The sequence below is a fragment of the Kitasatospora sp. NPDC088264 genome, from assembly GCF_040685715.1.
In the GTDB taxonomy this organism is placed as follows: Bacteria; Actinomycetota; Actinomycetes; order Streptomycetales; family Streptomycetaceae; genus Kitasatospora.
Genome location: NZ_JBFBIR010000093.1, coordinates 1 through 23649 on the forward strand (window position 1 = coordinate 1; position 23649 = coordinate 23649).

Here is a 23649-nt window from a genome sequence, read left to right on the forward strand (position 1 = left end):
CACGACACCCGCGACGAGGTCCTCATGATCCTCGCCCCACTCTGACCGCAAGGGCATTCGGACAGTTCCAATACCCGACGTCACCATTACACGTCCGCCTCCGACTCCAGCGCCAGGCCATCGACCTCCTCAGCCGCACGCTCGGCAAACCCTCCGAGGCCGCCGAACCCGACGACGGTGACGACCCGCCGCTTTGTGCAGCGCCCGTCCACTGACGTTGCCGTCAACTACTGCCGTCAAAACGCCCAGAAGCCCCGCTGCAAGAAATTGCAGCGGGGCTTCTGGGTACAGTTCTGGAAACCCAGAACCAGCTACCTAGTCACCGACGAACCAAAGCATTCGGTGTGGCTCCTCGGTAGTTGCCTCACACATCTGACGCAGCCAGTCAAATGACTCTCCGTTGAGATTCACCGCAGCATCCGCCTCATATCGATCGATCTCCGCAGCGAGTGCGGCGACCTGGCTTCGATTGAAGGCCGTATCAGCCCACGGGACAACATGAGCCAGCAGCGGATAGGCGACACTGTCGGCTTGAAAGAAATTGCCAGCACTTGCACTCAAGCACCGCTGCAAGATCTCACCCGATTCGGCCCTGACCTGCACACTTATCATCCTACGGGACCTCCGGATGCACGCTGGTCACTTGACCATTCTCGATCCACACCGCAACGTGCGCCTCTCCATCGAAGCCGATCTCTTCACCGACATCGTACAAATGGCGGTGCGCGCCGTTGTTCATGCTGATCTTATCCATGGGCGCCTTCATGGCGTCCTTCGCCCACTGCCTGATCTGAGTCGGTGTGACTCCTTCGGCAAACTTACTCTTGTCCGCGAACTCCGGATGCAAGTGATCAAGCTCTAGTGAGTGGCGAGGAAGGATGTGATCATTCATGACCTTGTCAGAAATCTCACCGGTCCCGCAGTTGTGCACGAGCACCGGCGTGGTACCGGCGAGCACATAGTACGTGTGCTACGCGGCCCCTCTCTATCTGCGTATTCGCAGATCAGCGGCGGTTTCGGGTTCCGCTGGTGTCCGTGGTTGTGCGGGGGAATCCGTGGGTGTTGCCGTCGCTACTGCCGTCAGGAGCGCGGAGCGTACGGCGGTGCTGCCGCTGGCGGAGATGTCGGCGCAGGGGGACTTTACTGCCACGCGCCGGGCTCGGCACGGAGTATGGCTCGGACGGTCCGCTCGTAGTGCTGGTGGCCGGTCTGGGCGCAGTGTCTGGCGATCCAATGCGTCAGCTCGTCCGGAGTGTGCAGGGTGCCGGATGTGGCACCGCAGTTGCTTTCCTCGCCGGTGACGCAGAGCGCTGTGAAGGCCGGCAGTGCCAGGGGGTCGGGGACGGTGGTCACGCGGTACTCGCGGAAGCGATAGCGCCCCCGTGCTGAGTCGCGGACCGGTGCGTCGGCGTCCGCAGATTCAGGCACTTTCGTCCGCCTCTTCCGGGTCCGGGAGGCGCTGCCCGCGCGAGTCGGCTACCCGGAGCGCGTCCGCCAGGGCCTCGGTCAACCGGCGGGCCAGCCAACGGTATTCGGTGGCCGACAGAGTTGGCACTCCGGAAGCCGTGGCTTCTCGGGCGTACTCCAGCAGCTCCTGGCCCATGCTGAGCTGTACCGTCTCGATGCTGTCGGCGAGAGTGGAGAGGTAGCCCCGGCCGTCGGTGCTCAGGTAGCAGGGCTTCCCCTCCGGGCTGGTCCACGGCAGTAAGCGGGGGCCTCCTCCACCCGACGCGGCGTCGTGCAGCTCTCTGCGACGCATGCGGTCGGCATCGCTCCTGGGCTTGCTCACTGGGCACCCCCGGCCTGGGTCACTGATAGTGGAGACACCGACCGTAGGCACTGACGAATCGTCACCCCAGTAAGGAGACATGGCAGTTCGCGACCCTTGGTTCGCGAACTGCCACGCTGCGTGGCAGCTACCCGACAACGCCCAGGTAGTCGGCCATTTCCCGCATCTCCGTCGTGAGGGTGCGCTTGCGCTTGCCCAGGATCTCCTGCATGGTCTCGGTGGCACTGTTCTGGTGCCGCAGCCACTGTGGTGCGGCTTCCCTGGCGCGGGTCAACTCGTCCATAGCGGCGGACAGGCCTCCGGTTCGGGTGTGGGCGCGCGCCACATCGAGGGTGAAGCGGTTCCCGTCGTTGGTGCTGGGCCTGCCCAGGCGCTTCCACGCCTTGGGCGACAGCTCCTCCTGCTCGCCTGCCTTGCGCACCACCGCGCGGGCGTCGCCGATGACCAGGGAGTCTTCGAGTGCCTTGACGGCGACGGTGACCGGTCCGAAGACGGACCAGTGCCGGGAGACGTTGCGATGTGCCGTCCCGACTGCGGTTGCCGCGACCCGGGCGGCTTGGCGGTACGCCTTCGCGTCGTCGGGACGGTTGTTCCTCGCGGCTGCGGCGGCGGCCTCCATCGCCAGGCCGCCCCACACCGCGTAGTGGTCCGGCTCGGCCCCGGTGATCTTCGGCTCCACCGCGTCCATGCTTTGGGCGGCGACCTGTTCCGCCTCATCCAACCTTCCCTGGCGCACCAGCAGCCAGCACATGCAGCCGACACCGGAGCCTGCCGCAAGCAGGTCTCCGGCCTGGCGGGCGTCCATGATGGCGCCGCGCACAGCGGCGTACGCGATGTCGTATTGCCGTACCTGGGTGAGGTAGGTGCCGGCTAGACGCAGTGCCTCGGCGCGCGCCAGCAGAGCCTGCCGGTGCTCGTCCCCGCTGTCGTAGTAGGCGACGGCTTGTGCGGCATCACGTAGCAGGCCCGGCAGTTGGGCCGCGACGCTCTTGTAGCTGTCGGAGAAGTACAGCACCCGTGCGTCTTGCAGGGTCCGCCGGAAGGTGCGCAGGTTCGGTTCCTCGCCCACGGCTTCGGCGTCCTAGTCCACGAGCCCGACGGCCGGGGTGAGGGCGGCGCGGAGCTGGATCAGGTTGACGCGGTTCGGCTCCTCGGTCCGCCCGACGGGCTCCGGGGCATCGGACGCCATCAAGGCAGCCGTGGTCACCCCAAGCGCGCGGGCAAGCGTGTGCAAGGTCTCCATGCGGATGGTGCCGCCCTGCTCGGCCTTGCGTACCGTGCCCGGCGAACACCCGCGGCGTGGGCCAGTTCCTCCTGGCTCATCCCCGCGCGACGCCGGTACTTGCGGACGTTGTCGGCCAGCTCCGTAATCATCAACTCACCACCTCCCACTCCACGGTACGCCCGGCCGGCCCATCAACCGGGGGCGATCCGGCGGACACCCACCCACAGGGGTGCCCCACCACGTGGCCGGCCGGAACTCCGGCAGGATCGGGGCCTGAGCGGGAGGGGTCCCTCGTCGGTCGGGCAGCTTCGCCGTGCCAGGGTTCCCCGGGGGCCGCCAAGGCTCACATCGTGACGCGTGCGCTCGGCCTTGGCGGCCCCCGGGGGTTCCTGGTACGCCTCCGGTGACCGGGCGGCGAGGGACCCCTCCCGCGCCCCACGACCTCACACCACGACGAAGCCGCACTCGTAAGTCGGCCCCCTGCCCCTCAGAGGGAAGGCCGGGGTCTGGGGCAGCGCCCCAGGTGGTTCGCTGTCCTGGCTGTTGCGCGCCCGGATCGGCGGGGCCGTCGCCCGCGGGGCGGAGACAGGAGCGGGCGGCGGCCCCGCAGGGCCGGAGCGCGCGCGGGCCGCGCCAGCGGGCCGCCTTGATCAAGTAAAGAAACTCTGAACAGCTCACCCACTGGCCGAGCTGTCAGCCTGGTCGTCAGGGGCCCTGCTGGCGGCGCTTCTTCGCGTCGGCGAGTCTGTCTTCGAGTTCCTTGCGGGCGGCTGCGGGATCGTCGTGGAGCGGTGGCGCGAGTTGGCCACGGCGGGCCAGTTCGCGGGTGATCTTCCGGCCTTTCTCAACCGCTGCTTGGTACGCCGTGCGGGCCTGGTTGAGCTCGTCGTGGATTTGGTCGGCAAGCGCTTTGAGCTCGGCGTCGGAGAGGTGCGCGAATTCGCCGGCGGTCCTACGGGCCTGGCGTTCGACCTCCTCGCGCTGGAGGTGCTGGACAACCTTGGAGCTGTAGTTCTTGCCGGGTGTCGGGGCGGTGCGGACGAAGACGCCGCGTCCTTTGACGGCGTAGATCAGCCCCTCGCTCTTGAGAAGACGAAGGGCGTTCTGCGCAGTGGAGTTGGCGATGGTGAATCGCTCTTGCAACTCACGAGCGGAGGGCAGCTTGCTACCCGGGGGGAAGAACCCTTCCTTGATCTCTTCGCGCAGGGTGTCCGCGGTCCGGACGAAGGGGGGGCGGTTGTCCTCTGCGCGGGCCGAACGCCACCCAGGAGGGAAGGGGCCGTCTCCTGCCGCGCCTTCGGCACTGTCCTTTTCTTCGGTGTCCTGTTGGTCGAGGGGCAGGCTGACGTAGCTGCCCCGGCCGAGGACGGAGTAGACGAGCCCTTCCTGTCTCAGGACACGCAGGGCGTTTTGGACGGTGGAGCTGGCGACACCGAACCGCTCTTGGAGATCGCGCGCCGACGGCAGGCGCTCACCGGGCTGAAGCTCGCCGCTCAGGATGGCGGCCCGCAGCACTTCGGCGGCCTGGAGGTAGGGGGGCCGCGGGTCGTCGTCCAGGGGCAGGGTCATGGGCCAACCGTAGCGTCCGTAGCGCCTGCTGCACACGCCCGCACCACCGCCCTTATCGACCGTCCCACCTATGCGTGCGTTGCATCTGTATCGCCGTAGCGCTATGGTCATCGTCGAGTCGATCAAGCGACTCCATCTCGAACGATGAGGGTGTGATGGCATGGCCATGTCTCGAATCCGTGTTGCTCTGCTGCCGTCGGCGGTGTGCATCGCGGGCACCGAGCCGGTGCTGAAGATCAAGGACCAGCAGACCGGGGAGGTCGCCACCGACCGGGAGACCGGCGCATCGCTGTACACGGTGACCGTGATGCTCATGGAGGACGGCCGGGCCGAGGTCCTGAAGATCACGGTCCCGGAGACGGGCCTGGCGGCCGGGCTGAAGCCGGGCGTGATGGTGCGGCCGGTGGAGCTGTTCGCCACCCCGTGGGCGCGGATCTTCAATGGTCAGCTCTCCGACGGCGTCGCCTACCGCGCCAACCGCCTGGAGCTGGTCGGGGCGGAGGCGGCCCAGTGACCGGCCCCGACAGCCAGGGGCCGCAGCGTGAGCTGCATGTGCTGCGGCCTCTGCCGGGCACTGAGGGCAAGGCGACGTTCGCCGCCTCCGGCGCGGTACTCGGACGGCTCGGCCTGACCCCGGCGGATGCGGCCGGGCTGGACCTGGCCGACGTCCTCCGCCTGATATCTGAGACTGAGGGGGACTGACATGGAAGCCGTGACGGATTTCGGACCGGATGCGCTGCTGTTCGCGGCCGTGCTGGTCGGTGTGACGCTGCTGCTGGCCGTGGTGCGCTACGTGCGGGCCGACCGGGGCACACGGATCAGCATGCGGCAGGCGGTCCGGGTCCGCTGGGGCTGGGTGCGCCTGGCGCGGATGGCCGGGCTGACGGTCACCGACAAAACGCCGGGCCTGCTCGCGCAGATCACCGCGCAGAAGGACGGCGCCGCCCCCGCGCCTCGGGTGCTGACTCCGAGGATCAAGGTCACACCGGACCGGTTCGGGGTGATCGTGCGGGCCAGGACGCTACCGCGGGTCGGATTGGAGGAGTACCAGAAGGCGGCACGCTTTCTAGCGGATGCCTGGTGGTGCACGCGGGTTTCCGTCCTGCCGGACGGGCCTGGTCGGGTGGTGATCCGGGGCGTGCGCTCCGACCCGTTGACCACGCCGACCAGGCACCGGCCCACCGGCCGCCCGCCGGAGGACGTGGCGCGCTGGGAACTGGGGGTGGACGAGTACGCGGCGCCGGTGTGCGTGGCTCTGGCGAACGTGCCCGGCGTGACGGTGGCCGGCACACCCGGCGCGGGCAAGACCTCGGGGATCAACAAGTTCGTCTGTGACCTCGCGCCGTCGGCGGCCGTGCAGTTCGTGGGCTTCGACGGGAAGGTGTCGCGGGCCGAAGAGGGCGACTACGCGGACCTGGTCAAGCGGATGTTCGCGTTCTGCGGTGACGACTTGGATGAGGCGAATGCGCTGTTCAAGCGCCTGGTTCAGCTGCGTCGGCGGCGGTCGTCGGTGATCCGGGACGTGCTGGGCGTGAAGAACATGTGGCACGTCGGCCCCTCTCGGCTGTGGCCGCTCACGGTGGTGCTCATCGATGAGGCGCACACGTTCTTCCGCGAGTACAAGGGCGGCGACGCTGAGACGAAACGTTTGGCCGCGCTGACGGCGGAGAACGCCCGGCTGGTGGAGGACTTGGTCAAGAAGGGCCGCAGCGTCGGCATCCTGACCATCCTGATCAGCCAGAAGACCACCGGGGATGCCATCCCGACCTTCATCCGGGACGTGTGCCCGGTGGGGCTGTCGTTCGCGCAGAAGACGGTGGAAGCCGCGGTGGCCGCGCTGGGCGACGACATCCGCAACTGGCCCGACGCCAGCCCGGTCACCTTGCAGGACCCCGCCTATGTCGGCGTCGCGGTGATGGCGATGCAGGGCCGCCCCGGCTTCACCCGCATCCGCACCCCGTACGTCTCCGACGCCGACGCCGCCCGCATCGCGGAAGCCACCTCCCATCTGACCGCCGACCCCGCCCTGTGCCTGGACGCCCTCCTCGACACCACCGGCCAGACGAACCCCGGCGACGACGAAGGACCGGACGGCCCGGCCGTCCCCCTGTCCAAGCCTTGAACGCCCCCGATCCCACGCCCCGAGAGGAGGTCCCGCGCATGGCGGAGGAACGGTTCACCCGGCGCACCGTGACCGTGGTCATGGCGGTCATCGCGGTCCTGGCCTTCGTCTTCTCCTTCGGCAACGTCTGGGCGCTCGCCCTGCGGCTCGGCGTCCCGCGCCCGATCGCGCCGCTGATCGCCCCCATGGTGGACCTGTCCGTCGTCGGCCTCCTGGTCGCGCACCGGTACCTGGCCCTGCGCGGCGTCCCCAAGGCGGAGCTGAAGGCCGGCACCCGGCTGCTGCACCTGTGCGGGCTGCTCACCCTCGCGCTGAACACCGCCGAACCCCTGCTTACCGGACGCTACGGACGGGCCTGCCTGGACACCGTCGCCCCGCTCCTGCTCCTGGGCTGGGGCCACGTCGGCCCCACCTTCCTCGCCCACTTCCACACCGCCGCACACCAGGAGGACGCCACCACAACCACCCCAGCCCCCGCGCCCATCACTGAGCCGGTGCCTACCTCGGTGCCCGCTCCCGAGACCGCGCCCCCGGCCCCTGAGCCGGTCACCACCGCGACACCTGTGCAACCTCCGGCCGAAGCACCCGCCGTGATGAAGGCGCCCGGCTCCGCCCCGGCCGTCGCCAAATTCCCTGCCACCGGCCCTCGCCCGGCCCTGCCCGCCGCGCTGCTGAGTGCGGCCCGGCGCATCGCGGACACCCACCACGCCGAGCACGGAACACCGATCTCCGGCGCCCAGCTCGCAACCCGCATGGGCGTCGCCCTGCCGGTGGCCACCACCGCCCTCGCTCAGCTCTGAGCCACCCCGGCCACCGGTCCGCATCACCCCTCCCCGAACCCCACGCCCACCCGATGGGCCTTGTTCGTCATGCCCCGAGCAGCACCAACACGCCTTCCGCCGCGTCTGGTTGCTGCTCGGGTACCACCCCGACAGAAGGGACACGCCCCGAATGGTCACCCTGGACCTGCGCCACGTGGCAAGCCCCGCCGTGCGGGACCTGCTCCACCTCGTCAACCACCCCGACTTCAACCGCGCACAGCAGCAGATCGAACACCTCGGCGGCTGCACCGAACCCGTCCGCCTGACCGGCCGCACCACCACCGTCGACACCACGACCGGCGAGGTACTGCGCGCCTACACCACGTCCGAGGAGCCCACGGGCAGCCTGCTCACCGCCTGCGGCAACCGCCGCGCCTCCCGCTGCCCGGCCTGCTCCCGCCTCTACGCCGCCGACACCTACCACCTCATCCGCGCCGGCCTGTCCGGCGGCAAGACCGTCCCCGATACCGTCCGCACCCACCCCCGCGTCTTCGTCACCCTCACACCGCCGTCCTTCGGCCCCGTCCACAACCGCCCCACCACCCCCGGCGGCATCCGGCCCTGCCGCTGCCGCAAGCTCCACGAACCCACGGACCTCCTGCTCGGCACGCCGCTGAACCCGGCAACGTACGACTACGCGGGCGCGGTCCTGTTCAATGCCCACGCCTCCGCCCTGTGGGCACGCTTCACCACCTACCTGCGCCGCGAGATCGCCGCCCGACTCGGCATGACCCAGAAAGCCGCCCACGCGGTCCTGCGGGTCTCCTTCGCCAAGGTCGCCGAGTACCAGCAGCGCGGCCTGGTCCACATCCACGCCGTCATCCGCCTCGACGGCCCGGACGGCAACAGCCAGCCCCCGCCGCCGTACGCCACCGCCGCCGTGCTCACCGACGCCATCCGGGCCGCCGCCGCCCGGGTCCGCGTCACGGTCGAGTCGGACGCGATCGGGGAACGCGAACTTGGCTGGGGCGAACAGCTCGACGTACGCGAGATCGCCGCCTTCGGCGCTGACACCGAATTCACCGACCAGGCCGTGGCCGCCTACGTGGCCAAGTACGCCACCAAATCCGCCGACACCTCCGGCACCCTCGACCGCGCCCTGTTCTGCCGCCCCTGCCAGGGACGCGGCGCCACCCTCCTACCCAACAGAACCCCGCTCCCCTGCACCACGTGCGACGGAACCGGACAGGCCCGGCCCCTACCCCGCCTCGCCGTCGCCCGGCACGTGCGGCAGATGATCCGCACTTGCTGGGAGCTGGGCAAGCTACCGGAGTTCGCCGACCTCAAGCTCTGGAAGTGGGCACACATGCTCGGCTTCCGGGGCCACTTCTCGACCAAGTCCCGCGCCTACTCGACCACCCTCGGCGCGCTGCGCGCCGCCCGTCGCGCCTGGCGCACCGAACAGGCCCGCGCCCACGCCGGCCTGCCCGAGCATGCCCCGGACACCACCCTCGTCGTCGGCCACTGGGCCTACCTCGGCACCGGCTACAGCCCCGGCGCGGCCCTCCTCGCCGCCCACGTCTGGCACAGCAAGGAACTGGAACGGCAGTTCACGGCCGAAGGGGGCTGCTGATGGCCTCGCCCCCGCTCGCCGCCCTCCACGCGGAGGCGGCGCTGGATCTGCTCACCGTGCCCCAGGTCATGGCCCGCCTCCAGCTCGGCCGCTCCGCCGTCTACGACCTGCTCCGCACCCAGCAGCTCGCCTCGATCACCCTCGGCCGCGCCCGCCGCATCCCCGCCCACGCCCTCACCGACTTCATCCGCACCCGCCTCGACCAGGAAGCCGCCGCCTGATGACCACGCCCCGAGACACCCCCGCCTCCCGCCGTACCCGCGCCAACGGTGACGGAACCGTCTACCAGCGTAAGGACGGCCGATGGGAAGCCGCCGGATACGTCCTCGCCCCCGGCAACACCCGTCGCCGTGTGCGCGTCTACGGCACCACCCGGAAGGAGGCCCTGGCCAAGCTCACCGAGAAGATCGCCGCCAGCAACCGCGGCGTCCCCGTCCCCTCCGCGCAGGGCAGCGTGGCCGCGTACCTGACGTACTGGCTGGAGGCGGTCGCCGTCCACCACCTCCGCGAGAACACCCACACCCGCTACACCGCCTGCGTCAACCGGTACCTCATCCCCGGCCTGGGCAAGAAGAAGCTGGCCAAGCTCACCGCCAAGGACGTCCGCACCTGGCTCAACCAGCTCCGCACCACCTGCCAGTGTTGCACCCGTCACATCGACGCCCGGCGCGACCGGTCCCGCTGCTGCGCCGCCGGCCAGTGCTGCCACAAGCTGCTCTCCCCGCTGACGCTGACCTACATCCACTCCGTGCTCAAGTCCGCCCTGGAGCACGCCGTCCGTGAGGAGGAGATCCCGCGCAACGTCGCCCGCAACGTCCGCACCGGCACCCCAAGGCCCCGACGCTTCGAACCCCTCACCGCCGACGAAGCCCGCCAGTTCCTCGCGGCTACGCGCGGACACAGGTTGCACGCGCTGTTCGAACTCGCCCTCCACACCGGACTCCGCAAGGGCGAACTTCTCGGCCTGCGCTGGGAAGACCTCGACCTCGACACGGGCACCGCCGCCATCCGCCGCACACTTCAGCGCACCAGCACCGGCGGACTCACCACGCTGCCCACCAAAACGCGCGCCTCCGAGCGCCGCATCGCCCTTCCCACCCGTTGCCTCCATTCGCTGAAGCTCCACCACGAGCAGCAGAAGCGTGAGCGTGAGGCCGCGGGCACCATGTGGCAGCGCGACGAGCACGTGTTCACCACTGTGCAGGGCACACCGATCGACCCAACCAACCTCACCCGCACCTTCACCGTGCTTCTCCGCAAGGCCGGCCTTCGCCGCATCCGCTTCCACGACCTCCGGCACTCCACCGCGACCCTGCTCCTGGAACAGGGCGTCGAACTCGTCGTCATCAAGGAACTCCTTGGCCACGCCCACATAGGCGTCACCGCCACCGTCTACGCCCACGTCCGACTCCGCCTCCAGCGCGATGCCATCGACCTCCTCGGCCGCGCCCTCGACCACCCCTGACATACGTACGGCAACGGCGGCGGACACCTGGTGTCCGCCGCCGTTGCCGTCAACTACTGCCGTCAAACGGCAAATCAGCCCCGCCGAGCGCAGCTCGACGGGGCCTATATTTGCGATCGCTAGCGTCACTCAGCGTGGCAGCTGAGACAACATCTGCGCGAGGCTGTCCGAGAACTCAGACATGTGCGATTCGGCGGCATATCTCACGGTGCAGGCGGCAGAGACCAGCTCCAGCGCCGAATAATCACCACTCGAAAGCATCCTCGCGCACATCCCTAGGGGGACTACGAAATCTGCTTGCGCACCATCCGATAGCGAATCGAGCATGTCGTCTTCCCCTGTGAGAACCAGCTCCACGATCGAACTCAACACTCCCACCACCCTTGGAGCATCTACTCCATGGGCGAGCTCAATCATGTCTTCGTATTCGGCAAACCCGAATCGATTAACCTGGAGGTGCTCTCTGGCCACATCAACCACCTTCGAAACTGATTCCCTGATGCTGCAGCCTGGGCTGACAGACCAACGCGCATGGACTGGCAGGCGTGCCGTGCGCGCCACCGGGCGGTGAATTCAATCCCCGCACCTTTACCACTTCGAACGATCCCCCTCGGATCCCGGCCGCACCCTCGGCCGCCTCTGCCTGGATGAGGCACATCGTTTCAGCACATCCCGCATGGTAGCGACCCCCCTCAGGCGTGAACTGCCGCACGAGAGAATCCACTTCTCCACCGGGAGCTGGCGTCAGGTCATGACCCGAGTGACCAAAATAGGTTCGCCCTGACGGTGATGTGTATTTCGCCGCAAAGAAGGGGCCATCAGTTTTATTGAAGCCAGCACGCAGGCTGTCGGCATAGTCACCCAGGTTGCAGTTGTGGACGAGTACTGGCGTAGCCCCCGCCAGCACATAGTACGTGTGGAGCTCCGCGACGCTGAGGTTGCGGGCTTCCTGCGGATCGGTCTCGTAGTTGCGGATGGCCTGGACGGTGAGGAAGGTGCCGTCAGCCGCGCGGACCTGGTCGCCGACATGGAGGTCGGAGGCGTCGGTCCAGCGCCGGGTGGTCTCGTCCCAGAACGGGTGGTGCTGGGTCGAGGTGAGGGCGGCGGCCGGCTTCGCGTCGGCGGCAAGGGTGAGGTCGGTGAACTGCCGGTCGTCGGGGGTGACGATGGTGGCGGCGACGGCCTCGGGCTTGGTGCTGTCGGTCTGTGGGTCGGTTGACAGGACTTCGTCGCCCTGTTTCACGTCCTTGATGGGTTTGCTGCTGCCGTCGGCGAGTAGGACGGGTGTGTCGGGTTTGAAGCTGTTCTTCCCGCCGATGAGGCAACTTCCAGCGGCCTGCTCTGCTTCGCGAACGGCCTTGGACTCCGTGCGCCAGGCCTTGAAGCCGTCGTAGAGCTCGTTGGCGAGGCGCTTGATGGTCTTGGCGAGCTCGTAGGCCTTGCCCCAGTGGAACGCGTACTTCTTGGCGAGCTTGGCGAGCGGGCCGCCGCCGATGAGGCTGGTGGCGACGTTGAGCACGGTCTCGCCGCAGGCACCGAGGTCGCCCTTGGTGACGCAGTCGAAAGCGTCCGTGATGCCGAGTTCGTCGGCGGCGATTTTGGCCAGCTGCTTGCCGGCGCCCATCACCTTCTGCTTGGCCTGGTTTTCCCTATGGTGCGCCGCTTCGACCTTCTGCTTCGCGGCTTCGGCCCGCTGTGCGCTCTCTTCTGCCTGGTCGACCGCCGGGACGGAGACGGGGGCCGGGGAGACGGGTTTGGCGTTCGGGATGGCGAAGCCCATGGCCGTCGCGACCGCGGTGGCGGCCGCGATGATGAGCGGCTTGATGAAGTCGGCGATGGAGAACAGACCGCTGGGGTCCGCGCGGTTGACGGGGTCGTTGTTGCCGTAGGCGTAGCCGTTCCACTGCTGGGGATCGGCCCGGTCGAGGATGGGATCGAGGCTCAGGAACCGCCCGGTGGTCGGTTGGTACTGGCGGGCGCCGAGGTTGGTGAGGCCGGTGACGTCGTCCTTGGTGCCGCCGACGAAGCCCTTGTCCCCGGCCCAGGTACTCGGCTGGGTGCCACGCGGGTTGCCGAAGGGGTCGTTGGGGCGTCGGGTCTCGGTCAGGGTGGCGGAGTCGATGCCCAGGACGCCGGTGCCGTGGTGGTCGGCGATCTGGTAGGTCAGCTTGCCGCCACCTTGGCGGACCAGGGTGGTGCCGCCGGGGATCTCGTAGTAGCGGGCGCCGGCGAGCTGCTTGGTGCCGGTGTCGACGGTGAGCTCGTCGCCCCCCATGTTGATGGTGGTCTTGCCGGGGTTGCGGCGGACGAGCTGGTTGCCCTCGGCGTCGTACAGGTAGGTGGTGGTGCCGCCGTCGGTCTTGGCCAGCGACTCCAGCCGGTCCTCACCGTTCCAGGTGAGCTTGGCGGTGCCGTTGGTGTCGGTGATGGCGGTGGTGCGCCCGGCCGCGTCGTACTGGGTGGTGCTGGTGGTGGGCGCGTTGTTGCCCGTCCTGCTGGTGGAGCTCAGCAGGGCGTGCGGCCCACCGGTGCCGCCGCCGCTGTTGGGCGCGCTGGTCGGGGCATTGCGGGTGCCGGTGGACGGGAAGGTCTGGGTGACCGTGGTGTCCTTGGCGGTGTCGCCGCCAGCGTCGTGCGCGACGAACTGGGTGCGGTTGCCCGTCAGGTCGTACTGGTAGCTCTGCCAGTAGGGCGCGTAGCCGCCGACGGTGGTACGGGTGGGCGCCTGGGCGCCGCTGGTGGGCGTGGAGTTGGCGCAGGCCCCCTGGCCGCCCACGGCCGGGTCGGGCGCCTGGTCGAGGCGTCCGGTGTCGGTCCACGCGGTGCTCAGTCGACCGAGGTGGTCGTAGCTGAAGCACTGCAGGTCGGTGGCGCTCGGCGTGTTGTCGGGGATGGCCCGGATCGCGGTGATCCGGCCGGCCTGGTTGTAGGCGTAGGTGGTGTTCTGGACGGTGCCGGTGGTCGAGGTCTGCTTGTCGACGTACTGGGTGAGGGTGCGGCCGGTCGGTTCGTCGTAGGTGGCGGTGGTGACGACCTGGGTGCCCCACGGGTTCATCGTGGAACGGATGTTGCGGCCGTAGGCGTCGTAGTCCGACTGGAGGTCGTACATCTTGCCGCCGTACGCCCCGAACTTCGAGAGCAGACCGTAGACCTCGTAGGTGTACACGATGGTCTCGGAGTAGACGTCGCCGACGGTCGGGCGGGTCTCCTCGGCCTTGGCCCCGGTGATCGGGTCGTACTTGGCGCTGGTGGTGTAGGTGACCGGGGCGCTCTGCCCGACCTCGCTGCCGGGGATCGTCAGGGTGGTCTTGGTCGGCCGGTAGCCGATGTCCATGGACACGACCGCGTTGGTGTACGCGGCGCCCTTGGCCCCGCCCACGTAGCGGGTGGAGCTGTCCTGCTGTCCCTTCGCGACGGTGTCGTACGCGTAGCCGGTCAGCTGGTTCTCCGGGCTGACCGTGCCCTGGTACGTACCGGTCCTGCGACCGAGCAGGTCGTAGGCAGTGGCGATGGTCTGGCCGCCGGCATTGGTGCTGGAGGCCACGCGCCCCGCGGCGTCGTACGTGACGGAGCTGTTGCCCGCGTCCGGGTCGCTGGCGCCGGTCTGGCGGCCGCGCTGGTCGTAGGTGTAGGACCAGGTGTTGCCGGCGGCGTCGGTGCGGGAGGCTTCCTGGCCCCCGGGGTTGAAGGCGTAGCTGGTGACGTCCGCGTCGGCGCTGTTGCCGGTGGCGACGGGCGTCCGGTACTGCCACAGCTGGGTCGTGCGGCCGCGGGCGTCGTTGACCGTGGTGGTCGGGGTGGCGCCGGCGGGCGGGGTGACGTCGGTGCGGTCCGCGCCCGGGTAGGACGTGGTGGTGGCGTTCTGCGCGACACCGTAGGCGCGGAACTGGACGCTGGTGGCGCGGCCCTGGCCGTCGAAGACGCTGTAGGTCTGGTTCGGGACCTTGGCGTCTTCGGGCTCGAACCGCGTGGTCGCGGGGCCGGCCTGGTCGTTGTAGTAGGTGTTGTTGACGCGGTTGGCGCGGCCCTGGGAGTCGTAGTAGGTGTCGGTGATCATCCGGCCGTGGTAGGCGGAGATCGCCGGGTCGGCCTGAGTCTGTACCACGCGGGCGAGCCCGTCCATGATCTGGACGGACTGGGCGTAGCTGCTGTTGGCGCGCAGGCGGCCGGAGGTGACGCTGCTGGGAGCACCGTTGCCGACCGCGTAGCCGTAGGCGTAGTTCGGCTTGTCGCTGGTCGTCCGGCCCGCGAGCCAGACGGCGGTGAGGCGGCCCAGGGCGTCGTAGGCCTGGGTGACGGTGCGCCCGTTGGCGTCGGTGCCGGTGATCGGCAGGGCCCGGGCGGGGTTGAGGGTCGCGGTGGAGATCCGGCCGGTGGCCGCGTCGGGAGCCCCGACGGGGGCCGGCGACGTGATCGTCGTCCCGTTGGGCAGCTCTCCGGGGTTGGCGGAGTTGTAGACCGTGGTGGTGGCCGCGCCGCCCGGGTGGGCGGAGTCGGTGGTGGTGGGGTCGGTCACGGTGACCGGGCGCCCGTAGGTGTCGTAGGTGCTGAGGCCGGTGGTGGTCCACTGGGCCTTGCCGGAGTCGTCGAACTTCTCCAGGACCTGGATGCTGCTCGCTTCGCCCTTGGCGCCGGCGCTGCCGAAGGCGGCGCCGTCGAAGACGGTCCGCGAACCCGTGAGGGTGTTGGCGGCCGTGGGGACGGCGGTGCAGGCGTTCGGGCCGGAAACCGAGATGGCCTCCGAGACCAGCACGGTCATGACCGAGTCGGTGCCGGTGGCGTACGTGGTGCGGGCGCAGACGTCCGGCGTGCCCTCGGCCTGGTTGAGCACGGTGACGGGCCGGTTGGCGTGCGCCGGGTCGGTGGTGGTGGTGTCGGTGGTGGTGCGCCAGGTGCCGTCGGCCTTGCGGGCCTTGGCGGTGACGACGCTGCTGGTGGAGGTGTAACGGGCGACGAGGTCGGGCAGGCCGTCGCCGCGCACGTGGGTCGCGGTGGTGGCCGGGCCGGAGCTGGTGCTGACGCTGTAGGCGACCGGTTCGGTCGCGCCCGCCTGGGCGTAGGTGTCCGATTCCAGGACCTGGCCGGAGAGCCAGTCGCTGTCAGTGACCGGGCCGCTCATCGGGCCGGCGACCGTCCGGGACCGCTTGGCGCCGGAGGCGGTGAGGTCACCGTCCATGCCCTGGTGGTAGGTGGTCGACTTCTGGCCCTGGGCGCCGTCCTTGCCGGTGCCGGTCACGGTGGTCACCGTGGCAAAACCCCGGAAGTCGTCCCAGGTGCGGTCCTTCGCCTCGACGAACCGGCCGTCGTTGCGGTGCCAGGCGGCGTCGCCGTAGGTGTAGGTGGTGGTCTGCGGGAGCGCTCCCTTGACGAGGTCGGAGCGCGGGTCGACGGTGATCGTCTTGACCGGGTAGCGCAGGAACCAGTCGTCCACCGGGTTGCTGTCGGCAGTGGAGTTGGGCGGGTACCACTTGACGTTGAAGCAGCCGAGCTTGTTGTCGTCCGCCGACGTCGGCATCACCCCGGCGGTGCGGGAGCAGGACGCCTGGTAGTAGTCGACGTTGATGGCGCCGCCGGTCTCGGTGGTCACCGAGGCGATGCGCGGCCGGTTGTAGGCGGGGCGGGAGGGGCCCGCGCCGTCCACCCGGTTGGGCAGCAGGACGTCGGCGAAGGTGACGGCCGGCAGGGTGATCGGCTTCTGGCCGTTGAACTCGTCCTTGGCGGTGCGCTGGACGGAGACCAGCCACGGGACCGCGGTGTTCTCGGTGCTGTTCTGGACCAGCTTCAGGACGTGGTTGAGCGCGTAGGAGTCGACGTCGCGGTAGCCGTTGCCGGAACGGATCCGGGTGGTGATGGTGTTCAGCCACTTCGTGGTGAAGTAGCTGGGCCCGTAGTTGGCGCACACGTCGTTCTGCGCGCACTGCTTGTCCAGCGGGACGTCGGGCCAGTTCGCCGCGTTGGCGGCGGTGCGCTGGGCCGGGTCGCAGGCCGCGGCGCCGGTGACGCAGCGCTCACCGGAGTCGAAGTCGATCCGGGCGGCGGGCTGGTAGCCGCCGTTGGCGTTCAACTGGTCGGACAGCAGCTGCCCGTAGCCGATCGAGGCCACCACGCCACCGCGGGTGTAGGCGGTGTTGGTGCCCTTGCCCCGGTTCTGGCCGCCGCCGCGCGCGTAGTAGTTGGTCTCGGGCGTGTAGCTGTAGGTGGTCAGATTGCCGTAGACGTCCACCTCTGAGTCGAGGTTCCAGCGCCAGGCGGTCTGGCACCAGGAGTCCTTGCCCTTGCCCGCGTCGTAGCAGGGGTCGCCACTGTTGGGCGAGTACACCGGAACGGTCCAGGCGGAGTTGGCGTCCGGACCGATCGTGGTGGGCTTGCCGGTGGCGGAGGGCAGGTGGTTCAGGCCGAAGTAGTAGGCGGCACCGGCGGCGTCGGTCAGCTTGATGTACGAGCCGTTCCAGGTGCCGTTGGTGGCGCCGGTCAGGAACTCGATCCTGCTGCCGTCATCGGTCTTGAGCCGCCAGGTGCACCTGGACCACTCGTCCGGGCCGGCCGTCTTCGGGCACGAGGCGTCCTCGGGCACCAGCTCACCGGAGTGGCCGGCCAGCGACAGGGTGAGGTTGGCCTCGCCCCAGCACTGGTCGCCGGAGCCGGTGATGCCGTCCTTCGCACACGGGCGGAAGGAGCGCTCGACGAAGCCCGGGCCGTAGTCCCAGCCGTCGCCGATCCAGGAGGCCTGGGAGTTCGTCGAGGAGGTCTTGCCGTCCACCGCGGTCGAGCTGTATCCCAGGGCGACATTCGGCGCGCCGCCACCGATGCTCGGGGGCGACTGCACGGGATAGCTGTAGTTGAACGCGCCCGAGGCCTCGCCGGCAGTCCAGGACTGGCTGGGCGCCAGGCTGGTGGCGCTGTAGGTACCGGCCCCGCCGGTGGCGGGCGCGTCGGCCGCGAGCACGGTCGGTGCGGCCGCGGCGGCGGTGAGCCCGGTGCGGAACGCGGCCTGCGTCACGCCTGCCTTCGGGGCAGCCGTGGCGGCCGGCAGGTCGACGTCGGCGACCAGCTTCCCGGTCTGGGCGTCGTAGTGCGACTCGACGGGCTTGCGCTCCAGGCAGCCCTCGGCCTGGGGGGTGGTCAGGGAGCAGGCGGGCAGGGTGTAAAGGCGGGCGCGTTGGGACCAGTCACCGCCGAGCCCGGCTCCGAAGGCGGAGGCGTCCAGGCTGACTCGCAGCTTGGCCGCGTTCGACGGGTCGGTCGGCGTGAGCGCCACCAGGTTGGTGCGCGATCCCGCGGACGCGGCGGTCTTAGCGTCGGTGACCTCGACGTGCACCGAGGCCTTCGCACCGGGCTCGACGGTCGTGTCCTTCCGCGTGGCCTCCTGGCCGTCGGCGGCCACGGGCGCCAGCCACACCGGAAGGGCGCCCGCCTTGGTGGAGGCACCGGCGGAGGGCTCGATCACGGTCTGGCCGGCCTCGTCCAGCCGGGCCGCCCGGCTGCCGACTGGCGGCACGGCCGCCAGCTCGACGGTGGACGCACCGCGAGGGGGGACCACCGGGGATTTTGGCGGCACCCAGTCAGGAGTCGGAGTTCGTGGAGGAGCCGGGGAGTCCGGCTTCGCGTCCTTCCCGGGGACGGACGGTGTGGACGGCAGTTGAGTGGTCGTCGGGGACCAGATCCTGTTCTCGTCCGAACCGATGGCGAATGCGGGAACCCCAGCCGCCGGTACGACGAGTCCCGCCATCATAGCCAATGTGCTGAGCAGGGCTGTTCTGGGTTTTCTCGCCCGTTGGGCGGTTCTTCCCCTGGTTGACCGAGCACGACGGGTGGACGCCACCACTGCCCCCTATGGGAATTGACCATGCCCCTGGGCATGGAACAGCCGAAATTAACGTCGGCGACCCTACGAACTTGTTCACATCAACGTCGAGCCCAATATCAATTTTTTATAAGTGGCATGCATCACGTTGACCGACAAATCGTCAGCTAGCCTCACTAAAGGGGCATATAGCCCTGTTAATGACTTGACGCACCTTCACTTTTGGGCGAAATTCCGCATGTCCTGTGCGCATTGCCCGATCCCGGCGGTGTCCGCACCAACCATCACTTCCGGGGGAGGCCCCGTCATGCCCGAACGCCCACCGAGAGAGCACCCGAGAGCCCGGGGGCGAGCCGCGTCTCGGCTTCGCTTCGCCGCCGCCGCGACCGGATTCGTCCTCGCCCTGTCTTCCGCAATGCCCGCCTTCGCCGGCACCACGCCGAGCGGCACCGACAGCAAGACCCTGGCCGAGCTCATGGCGGCCGCAGATACCGCACACGCCAAGGACCGCCCGAAGGACCGGCCGGCGGATAACACCGCGTTCGCCCAAGCCAAGGCGACCGGCAAGAGCGTCCTGATCGACCGTCTGACCACCGAGTTCACCGAGACCTACGCCACCCCGGACGGCCAGCTGCAGGAGTCGCGCCACCCGCAGCAGCAACGGATGAAGGCCGACGGCCAATGGCACCCGCTGGACGCCACCCTGGCCGCGCGACCGGGCGGCGGCTTCGCCCCCAAGGCCACCCCGTCCGGTGTGGTCCTGTCCGGCGGTGGTGACGGGCCGCTGGCCACCATGACCAGCACGGACGGGAAGAAGCTGGCGCTGACCGCGCCGTTCCCGCTGCCTGCACCCCAGGTCCAGGGCGACAGCCTGCTCTACCCAGCGGTCCTCGGAGCCGACACCGACCTGAAGGTCACGGTCGGAAAGGCCGGCAGCGTCAGCACGGTGCTGATCGTCAAGACCGCCAAGGCGGCGGCGGACCCGGCGCTGAAGAGCCTCCACTTCGGCACCGTCACGGACGGGGTCACCATCACGTCCGACGAGAACCACGACCTAACGGCCTCCGCCGCCGACGGTCCCCGCTGGCACGCGCCCGCGCCCCGGATGTGGGACAGCACCCCCGCCGCCGACGCCGCCCGGACGGGCACCCCGGGTGTCAAGGCCGCGAGCTTCCGCGCTGCGGCTGCGGCAATGCCCGCAGCCGACACGACGCACTCGCCGTCACCGGTCCCCAGCACCTCCTCCGGCGCGGGCGGCCGCGAGGTGGTCCCCTCGGTGAGCACCCCGGAGAGCCCCGGCGCCGGGGCGAAGGTCGCGACGGTGCCGGTGGCCACCACGTCCTCGGGCATCGACCTCACCCCGGACCAGTCCATCCTCGCCACAGGCACCGCCCCGTACTTCATCGACCCGGCCTGGATCCCCTGGGCCAACAGCAGTTACGGCTCCACCTTCGTCCAGTCCCAGCACCCCACCGCGACGCACTACAACGTCAACGGCCCGGCGGACAGCGACCACCTGGGCGTCGGCAAGTGCGGCAGCTACCCCAGCGCGCCCAGCTGCAACCCGGCCGACATCGAGCGGGCCTACTTCCAGATCGACACCCGCGGTCTGAACGGCGCGGCCATCAACTCCGCGCGACTGGACTTCGCCGAATACATCTCCGCCGACTGGGACTGCAACAAGACCTACGGCGTCGACCTCTACCTCGTCGACCGCCCCATCAACACGGGCACCAACTGGAACAACCGGCCCCAGCCGGTCGGCGGTCCGATCGAGACCGCCCAGGTCGCCGGCTCCGGCCGCGGCGCCTGCCACGACAACGTCCCGGTGACGTTCTGGAACGCCGGCCCGACCGTGGCACAGTGGGTCAACGAACCCTGGCTGACCTTCGGTCTCCAGGCCTCCGACGAGAACAACGCCTACGCGTTCAAGCGCTTCGACTACGGCGCCACGCTCACCGTCACCTACGACCGCACCCCCAACACCCCGACCAACCCGTACACCTACCCGGTCCCCCACACCGCCGACCCCGCCCGCCAGACCCAGGGCTGCAACGGCGACAACTGGGGCTGGCTCGGTGCCGGTTCGGACCTCAACGGCGCCGTAACCCTCAACGCCACCGTCAGCAGCCCCGTCCAGGGCCAGCTCTACTCCTGGTCCCACATCTGGGACTACACCCTCTCCGGCGTTCCCGACGTCGACGGCGGCTACTCACCCCTTGTCAACAATGGTGGCAACGCAGCCTTCACCGTCAGTCCGAACGTCATCAAGGACGGCCACCTCTACGGCTACGGCATCATGGCCAGCGACCAGTTGGTCGGTCTCTCCGGTTCCACCCCCACCTGCCGCTTCGGTGTCGACCTGACCCCTCCGCAGGTCTCCGTTCCCGGCGTCTACGACCAGCTCTCCGACGACGCACTGGCCACCCAGTTCCCGCCCTCCGGCAACGGGCAGACCACCAAGATCCGCACCTGGCAGACCGGGTACGTCCCCGTCACCCTCGCGGATCCCACCCCCAACGGCGGCGTCGCCTCCGGGGTGAAGTGCCTCCGCTGGAGTTGGGACCCGCAGCTTGCCGGCTCCAGCTGGCAGTGCGGTGGCGCCATGCCCACCGGCGGCATTCCGGTCACGGCCGGCCGCTGGGGCACCAACGTTCTGTTCATCCAGGCCGAGGACGACGCCGGGAACGTCTCCCCCGTCACCCAGTACGCCTTCTACGTGCCGTGGAACCCCGACGGCCCACCGCCGGTCTTCGGCGACATCACCGGAGACGGCGCTCCCGACATCGTCACCTACGACGGGGCCGGCAACCTCCGCGCGTACAACGTGCCCGGCAACTCCCTCGCCAAGAGCCCCACCGCGGCTCTGGCGGCGCTGCCGGCCGACTCCCCCACCGGCAGTTGGACCAACGGCGTCCAGTTCACCCACCGCGGCACCCTGACCGGCGGCAAGAACGTCGACGACCTCATCGTCCACCCGGCGGGCGACAAGGACATCTACCTCTACGGCAACCCCGGCAACACCGGCTACTCCGGCCGCTTCGACAGCAAGGCGGTGCTCGCCAAGCCCAACTGCAGCGACGCCGACAACCCGCCGCCGCGGTGCGCACCGGGGGCGTACGCCGCCGACTGGTCCACCACCCTGCAGGTCGCCTCGCTCGGTGACCCCGCGCACAGCGACCTCGACACCAAGCTGCAGTTCAAGAACCAGACCGGCCTGCTGACTGTCGAAAGCAACGGCAGCGACGCGGGCCTGTGGTTCTACCCGGCCACCGGTGCCCAGACTCTCGGCGCCCCCGTGCAACTGGCGGCCTCCGGCTGGAAGGACCTCGACCTCCTCACCCCGGGTGACTGGGCCGGCCAGGGACACCCCGGCCTGTGGACCCGCAACCGCGCCACCGGCGACCTACGCGCCTACACCTTCACCACCGGCACCTACGCCCCAACCCACAACGGCGAGCCCGTCCGGGACGAATTCGGCAACCCGATCAGCGTGCCCACGGTGACCGCGATCTCCGCCGCCGTCCCGATCGGCAACGTCTCCGCCACGACGTGGCCCGTCCTCGGTTCCGACGGCGACCTGACCGGCAACGGCGCCCCCACCCTCTGGGGCCGCAACGCCGACGGGCAGATCCAGATCTGGTGGGGACACCGCAGCGGCGACCCCACCAATCCCACCTTCACCTGGGACGCCGGCCCCCAGAACGCCGCCAAGGCCGCCGCCGCCCCGAGCTGGTGGGCCATGGACGGCCGGACCGAGAAGATCGTCGACAGCAGCATCAACAACCCGCTGAGCCCCAGCGGCGCCCCCACCCGCACCGCCGACCACAACAACGTCGCCGGCGCGGCCACGGCCCTCAACGGCAGCAGCTACTACAAGACCAAGCAGAGCCCCGGCATCGACACCACCCGCAGCTACAGCGTCGCGGCCTGGGCAAAGATCAACAACACCAACGGCTTCCGGACCATCGTCTCCCAGGCCGGGAACCAGCGGAGCCCGTTCTACCTCCAGTACTCCTCCTCCTTCGGCCGCTGGTCGTTCACCCTCGCCAGTGAGGACCGCTACCCGCCGGCCAAGTACTACACGGTGAACGACACCGCAGCGCCCCAGGTCGGTGTCTGGACCCACCTCGTCGGCACCTACAACGCCGACACCCAGGCCATCACCCTCTACGTCAACGGGCAGGCCGTCGGCACCACCAAGGTCGACGCCGACTGGCACGGCTGGACGGCCGACGGCCCGGTCACCATCGGTGCCGAGACCACGCACCAAATCCCCGACACCGCCGGACTCGACGGTGCGGTCAGCGACGTGCGGCTCTACCCGTACGCCGTCACCGACCAGCAGGCCAACAACCTCGCCACCGGCAACGCCAGCGTCCACGTCCAGAGCGCCTACGCCTACGGCAAGTGCGTCGACGACTGGGGTGGCGGCTCAACCGGTGCGACGGTCGCCATCTACGACTGCTGGAACGGAGCGAACCAGCACTTCACCTTCACTCCCGACAACACCATGACCATCAACGGCAAGTGCGTCGGCACCCAGGACAACGCCGCCGGTAACGGGGCCAAGGTCGTCCTGCGCGACTGCAACCCCGCTGAGGGCGGGCAGCAGTGGCTGCGGCGCTACGACGGCAGCCTCTTCAACCCGCAGTCCGGCCGCTGCCTGGAACTCCCCGGCTGGACCACCACCAACGGCACCCAGCTCGACATCTGGGACTGCCACGGCGGGGCCAACCAGCGGTGGACCTACACTGCACAGCTGACTGGCTGACGGTCAACCGGCACCACCACGCGAAGGCCGTTGGCTCCCCATGGGGGAGTCAACGGCCTTCGCCATACCCGGACGGCCGCCAAGCGAGCCGAGCCGATTCGCAGGGTGGGGGCCTACAGGGCCCGGCACCGGGACCTTCCAGCTCCTCCTCCTAGAGCCCCTGTTCGGCGCCCACGGCCCCCCGGCCGCGCCGCCACGGAGGCCGGCGGCTAAGCCCGCCCGTACGACACGATGACCCCCTGGCGCCATGTCACTGGCCGCCACACCTGCGGCCTTGGCTACGTCAGCGTCGACCCGCACCGATGGCCTCCGACGCCCACCGCTTCTACGAGAAGCTCGGCTTCGTCCCGTCACACGTCGGATTCAAGCTCCAACTCTGGGGCCTTGGAGTTCCAAGGCCCCAGACCCCGGAAACGCAGAGAACCCCCATCCGGTTTCCCGGATGGGGGTTCTCTGTGAATGATTGTTCGGCGGCGTCCTACTCTCCCACAGGGTCCCCCCTGCAGT

16 protein-coding genes are annotated in these 23649 nt (G+C 69.4%); 8 read left to right on the forward strand and 8 right to left on the reverse strand.

Going from position 1 to position 23649, the window contains the following annotated elements:
* Positions 1–315 precede the first annotated feature (315 nt).
* The 6 genes from AB0O82_RS36415 to AB0O82_RS36440 all read right to left on the reverse strand — a co-directional run bounded on the left by AB0O82_RS36415 (position 316) and on the right by AB0O82_RS36440 (position 4583).
* On the reverse strand, positions 316–603 hold the full coding sequence (locus AB0O82_RS36415) for a hypothetical protein (RefSeq protein WP_363588970.1): 288 nt from the start codon (positions 601–603) through the stop codon (positions 316–318).
* Positions 604–613: 10 nt separating this feature from the next.
* On the reverse strand, positions 614–958 hold the full coding sequence (locus tag AB0O82_RS36420) for a hypothetical protein (protein WP_363588972.1): 345 nt from the start codon (positions 956–958) through the stop codon (positions 614–616).
* 462 nt (positions 959–1420) lie between these two features.
* Positions 1421–1759 carry a hypothetical protein gene (locus AB0O82_RS36425; RefSeq protein ID WP_363588974.1) on the reverse strand — a complete coding sequence of 113 codons (339 nt, stop codon included), beginning with the start codon at positions 1757–1759 and terminating at the stop codon, positions 1421–1423.
* Between the two features lie 157 nt (positions 1760–1916).
* Entirely contained in the window at positions 1917–2858 is a 942-nt protein-coding gene (locus AB0O82_RS36430) for a transcriptional regulator (RefSeq protein WP_363588976.1), read from the reverse strand.
* Between the two features lie 134 nt (positions 2859–2992).
* On the reverse strand, positions 2993–3163 hold the full coding sequence (locus AB0O82_RS36435) for a helix-turn-helix domain-containing protein (protein WP_363588978.1): 171 nt from the start codon (positions 3161–3163) through the stop codon (positions 2993–2995).
* Between the two features lie 556 nt (positions 3164–3719).
* Positions 3720–4583, reverse strand: a complete 864-nt coding sequence (locus AB0O82_RS36440) for a GntR family transcriptional regulator (protein WP_363588980.1) — start codon at positions 4581–4583, stop codon at positions 3720–3722.
* A 160-nt stretch (positions 4584–4743) separates the two neighbouring features.
* On the opposite strand from AB0O82_RS36440, the gene AB0O82_RS36445 reads away from it, so the two are divergent.
* The 7 genes from AB0O82_RS36445 to AB0O82_RS36475 all read left to right on the forward strand — a co-directional run bounded on the left by AB0O82_RS36445 (position 4744) and on the right by AB0O82_RS36475 (position 10564).
* On the forward strand, positions 4744–5097 hold the full coding sequence (locus AB0O82_RS36445) for a hypothetical protein (protein WP_363588982.1): 354 nt from the start codon (positions 4744–4746) through the stop codon (positions 5095–5097).
* Positions 5094–5285, forward strand: a complete 192-nt coding sequence (locus AB0O82_RS36450) for a hypothetical protein (protein WP_363588984.1) — start codon at positions 5094–5096, stop codon at positions 5283–5285. The genes AB0O82_RS36445 and AB0O82_RS36450 overlap by 4 nt, the downstream gene beginning before the upstream one ends.
* Position 5286: 1 nt before the next feature.
* Positions 5287–6705, forward strand: a complete 1419-nt coding sequence (locus AB0O82_RS36455) for an FtsK/SpoIIIE domain-containing protein (RefSeq protein ID WP_363588986.1) — start codon at positions 5287–5289, stop codon at positions 6703–6705.
* Positions 6706–6743: 38 nt separating this feature from the next.
* The gene (locus AB0O82_RS36460) at positions 6744–7505 is read left to right on the forward strand and encodes a DUF2637 domain-containing protein (RefSeq protein WP_363588988.1); all 762 of its coding nucleotides are present in this window, start codon (positions 6744–6746) and stop codon (positions 7503–7505) included.
* A 151-nt stretch (positions 7506–7656) separates the two neighbouring features.
* Entirely contained in the window at positions 7657–9099 is a 1443-nt protein-coding gene (locus AB0O82_RS36465; protein WP_363588990.1) for a replication initiator, read from the forward strand.
* Entirely contained in the window at positions 9099–9320 is a 222-nt protein-coding gene (locus AB0O82_RS36470; RefSeq protein ID WP_363588992.1) for a helix-turn-helix domain-containing protein, read from the forward strand. Before AB0O82_RS36465 ends, AB0O82_RS36470 begins: the two co-directional genes overlap by 1 nt.
* Positions 9320–10564: a site-specific integrase gene (locus AB0O82_RS36475; protein WP_363588994.1), complete on the forward strand. Its 1245-nt coding sequence runs from the start codon at positions 9320–9322 to the stop codon at positions 10562–10564. Before AB0O82_RS36470 ends, AB0O82_RS36475 begins: the two co-directional genes overlap by 1 nt.
* Before the next feature lie 129 nt (positions 10565–10693).
* Here AB0O82_RS36475 and AB0O82_RS36480 read toward each other — a convergent pair whose 3' ends face one another.
* On the reverse strand, positions 10694–11035 hold the full coding sequence (locus tag AB0O82_RS36480) for a hypothetical protein (RefSeq protein WP_363588996.1): 342 nt from the start codon (positions 11033–11035) through the stop codon (positions 10694–10696).
* 1 nt (position 11036) lies between these two features.
* A complete protein-coding gene (locus tag AB0O82_RS36485) occupies positions 11037–18104 on the reverse strand; it encodes a polymorphic toxin-type HINT domain-containing protein (RefSeq protein WP_363588998.1) in 7068 nt (2355 codons plus the stop codon).
* 679 nt (positions 18105–18783) lie between these two features.
* Here AB0O82_RS36485 and AB0O82_RS36490 point away from each other — a divergent pair.
* Positions 18784–23142 (forward strand): LamG-like jellyroll fold domain-containing protein, encoded by a 4359-nt coding sequence (locus AB0O82_RS36490; RefSeq protein ID WP_363589000.1) that lies wholly within the window; start codon positions 18784–18786, stop codon positions 23140–23142.
* The last annotated feature ends 507 nt before the right edge of the window (positions 23143–23649 follow it).